Source organism: Actinomadura verrucosospora, from assembly GCF_039540335.1.
GTDB classification, from domain to species: Bacteria; Actinomycetota; Actinomycetes; order Streptosporangiales; family Streptosporangiaceae; genus Spirillospora; species Spirillospora verrucosospora.
Window position 1 is genome coordinate 1694 of sequence record NZ_BAABEV010000092.1, and the last position, 3484, is coordinate 5177.

Annotated in this window: 2 rRNA genes; both read left to right on the forward strand. The window is 57.4% G+C overall.

Features of this window, described 5'->3' with window-relative positions:
- The first annotated feature begins 100 nt into the window (after window positions 1–100).
- Window positions 101–3214, forward strand: a 23S ribosomal RNA gene (locus tag ABD944_RS41925).
- 152 nt (window positions 3215–3366) lie between these two features.
- Window positions 3367–3483 (forward strand): 5S ribosomal RNA (gene rrf / locus ABD944_RS41930).
- Window position 3484: the final 1 nt, after the last annotated feature.

Sequence of the window (3484 nt, forward strand, 5' to 3'; positions counted from 1 at the left end):
GTGAATGATGAGAGCCGCTTTGAAGGCCCCTTCTTTCGGGAGGGTGTGTCTTCGGGTTGTTCTTGTTGTTTATCTGCGATTTGTTCTGATCGTTTTGTGTGTTCAAGTTTTTAAGGGCATACGGTGGATGCCTTGGCATCAGGAGCCGATGAAGGACGTGGGAGCCTGCGATATGCCTCGGGGAGTCGGCAACCAGACTTTGATCCGGGGATTTCCGAATGGGGAAACCTGGCACCCGTCATGGGGTGTCGCCGCCTGCTGAATGTATAGGCAGGTTGGTGGGAACGCGGGGAAGTGAAACATCTCAGTACCCGCAGGAAGAGAAAACAATAGTGATTCCGTGAGTAGTGGTGAGCGAAAGCGGAGGAGCCTAAACCGTGCGCGTGTGATAGCCGGCAGGCGTTGCGTGTGCGGGGTTGTGGGACCACCCGGTCGTCTCTGCCGAGACGGCGAGGAGTTATAAACCGCTGGGATAGTCGAATGGCTTGGGATGGCCGACCGTAGACGGTGAGAGTCCGGTAGACGAAATTTCAGTGGCTTCTGGGTGTGTTCCCGAGTAGCACGGGGCCCGTGAAATCCCGTGTGAATCTGCCACGACCACGTGGTAAGGCTGAATACTTCCTGATGACCGATAGCGGACCAGTACCGTGAGGGAAAGGTGAAAAGTGCCCCGGTGAGGGGTCGTGAAATAGTACCTGAAACCGTGTGCCTACAAGCCGTCAGAGCCTCCTCAATGGGGACTTGTCCTTGTTGTTGGTGATGGCGTGCCTTTTGAAGAATGAGCCTGCGAGTTATGGTGTGTGGCGAGGTTAACCGGTGGCGGGTAGCCGTAGCGAAAGCGAGTCTGAATAGGGCGTTTTTAGTCGCATGCTGTAGACCCGAAGCGGAGTGATCTAGCCATGGGCAGGGTGAAGCGCCGGTAAGACGGTGTGGAGGCCCGAACCCACCAGGGTTGAAAACCTGGGGGATGACCTGTGGTTAGGGGTGAAAGGCCAATCAAACTCCGTGATAGCTGGTTCTCCCCGAAATGCATTTAGGTGCAGCGTCGCGTGTTTCTTGCCGGAGGTAGAGCTACTGGATGGCTGATGGGCCCTACCAGGTTACTGACGTCAGCCAAACTCCGAATGCCGGTAAGTGAGAGCGCGGCAGTGAGACTGCGGGGGATAAGCTTCGTAGTCGAGAGGGAAACAGCCCAGATCATCGGCTAAGGCCCCTAAGCGTGTGCTAAGTGGGAAAGGATGTGGAGTTGCTCTGACAACCAGGAGGTTGGCTTAGAAGCAGCCACCCTTGAAAGAGTGCGTAATAGCTCACTGGTCAAGTGATTCCGCGCCGACAATGTAGCGGGGCTCAAGCACACCGCCGAAGCCGTGGCATTGACACCTTGTGGTGTTGATGGGTAGGGGAGCGTCCTGTATCCGGTGAAGCCTCGGGGTGACCCAGGGGTGGAGGGTACGGGAGTGAGAATGCAGGCATGAGTAGCGAATCACACGTGAGAAACGTGTGCGCCGGATGACCAAGGGTTCCTGGGGCAGGCTAATCCGCCCAGGGTAAGTCGGGACCTAAGGCGAGGCCGACAGGCGTAGTCGATGGACAACGGGTTGATATTCCCGTACCCGCTGGTATGCGCCAACGCTGAATCCTCTGATGCTGACCACCCGAACTGTTCTTTGGGCCTTCGGGCCTGTTGGACGGGGAGCGTGGGACCCGAGGGGGTAGTAGGTGAGTGATGGGGTGACGCAGGAGGGTAGCTCAGCCCGGGCGATGGTTGTCCCGGGGTAAGGCTGTAGGGAGAGAGATAGGTAAATCCGTCTCTCGCATATCCTGAGAGCTGATGCCGAGCCGTTTTAGGTGAAGTGAGTGATCCCATGCTGCCGAGAAAAGCCTCTAGCGAGTGTACCGGCGGCCCGTACCCCAAACCGACTCAGGTGGTCAGGTAGAGAATACCAAGGCGATCGGGTGAACTGTGGTTAAGGAACTCGGCAAATTGCCCCCGTAACTTTGGGAGAAGGGGGACCTTGCCTGGTGATGGCATTTTCTGTCTGAGCTGGGTGGGGTCGCAGAGGCCAGGGGGAAGCGACTGTTTACTAAAAACACAGGTCCGTGCGAAGTCGTAAGACGCTGTATACGGACTGACGCCTGCCCGGTGCCGGAACGTTAAGAGGACCGGTTAGGGGGACTTGTTCCTTCGAAGCTGAGAATCTAAGCGCCGGTAAACGGCGGTGGTAACTATAACCATCCTAAGGTAGCGAAATTCCTTGTCGGGTAAGTTCCGACCTGCACGAATGGCGTAACGACTTCCCCGCTGTCTCAACCACAGGCCCGGCGAAATTGCAGTACGAGTAAAGATGCTCGTTTCGCGCAGCAGGACGGAAAGACCCCGGGACCTTCACTATAGCTTGGCATTGGCGCTTGGAGCGTCTTGTGTAGGATAGGTGGGAGACTGTGAAGCCCAGACGCCAGTTTGGGTGGAGTCGTTGGTGAAATACCACTCTGGTCGTTTTGAGCGTCTAACCCGCACCCGTGTATCCGGGTGGGGGACAGTGCCTGGTGGGTAGTTTAACTGGGGCGGTTGCCTCCCAAAATGTAACGGAGGCGCCCAAAGGTTCCCTCAGCCTGGTTGGCAATCAGGTGGCGAGTGCAAGGGCACAAGGGAGCTTGACTGTGAGACGGACGTGTCGAGCAGGTGCGAAAGCAGGGCCTAGTGATCCGGCACCTACGTGTGGAAGTGGTGTCGCTCAACGGCTAAAAGGTACCCCGGGGATAACAGGCTGATCTTCCCCAAGAGTCCATATCGACGGGATGGTTTGGCACCTCGATGTCGGCTCGTCGCATCCTGGGGCTGGAGTAGGTCCCAAGGGTTGGGCTGTTCGCCCATTAAAGCGGCACGCGAGCTGGGTTTAGAACGTCGCGAGACAGTTCGGTCCCTATCCGCTGTGCGCGTAGGAGAATTGTGAGGGTCTGTCCCTAGTACGAGAGGACCGGGACGGACGAACCTCTGGTGTGCCAGTTGTCCCGCCAGGGGCACGGCTGGTTGGCTACGTTCGGTCGGGATAACCGCTGAAAGCATCTAAGCGGGAAGCCTTCCTCGAGATGAGTTCTCCCACCCCTTTGTGGGTGTAAGGCCCCCGGTAGACGACCGGGTTGATAGGCCGGAGATGGAAGCGCGGTAACGTGTGGAGTCGACCGGTACTAATAGGCCGAGTGGCTTGAACACACTGAACGTTCAGAGTGAGTCGCTGCGAGAGATGTTCGCGTCCCTGTGTGGTTCCCAGAAAACAACTGGGTTCCCGTGGTTTTGATAAGTGAATTCTGAGCCGATTGGCTTGGACGTTGATTTGCCCACCCTGTGGGTGGTGCGTTGAGACGTTCGGTGGTTTTGGCGAGGGGGAAACACCCGGTCCCATCCCGAACCCGGAAGTTAAGCCCTTCAGCGCCGATGGTACTGCATGGGAGACCGTGTGGGAGAGTAGGACGCCGCCGGACA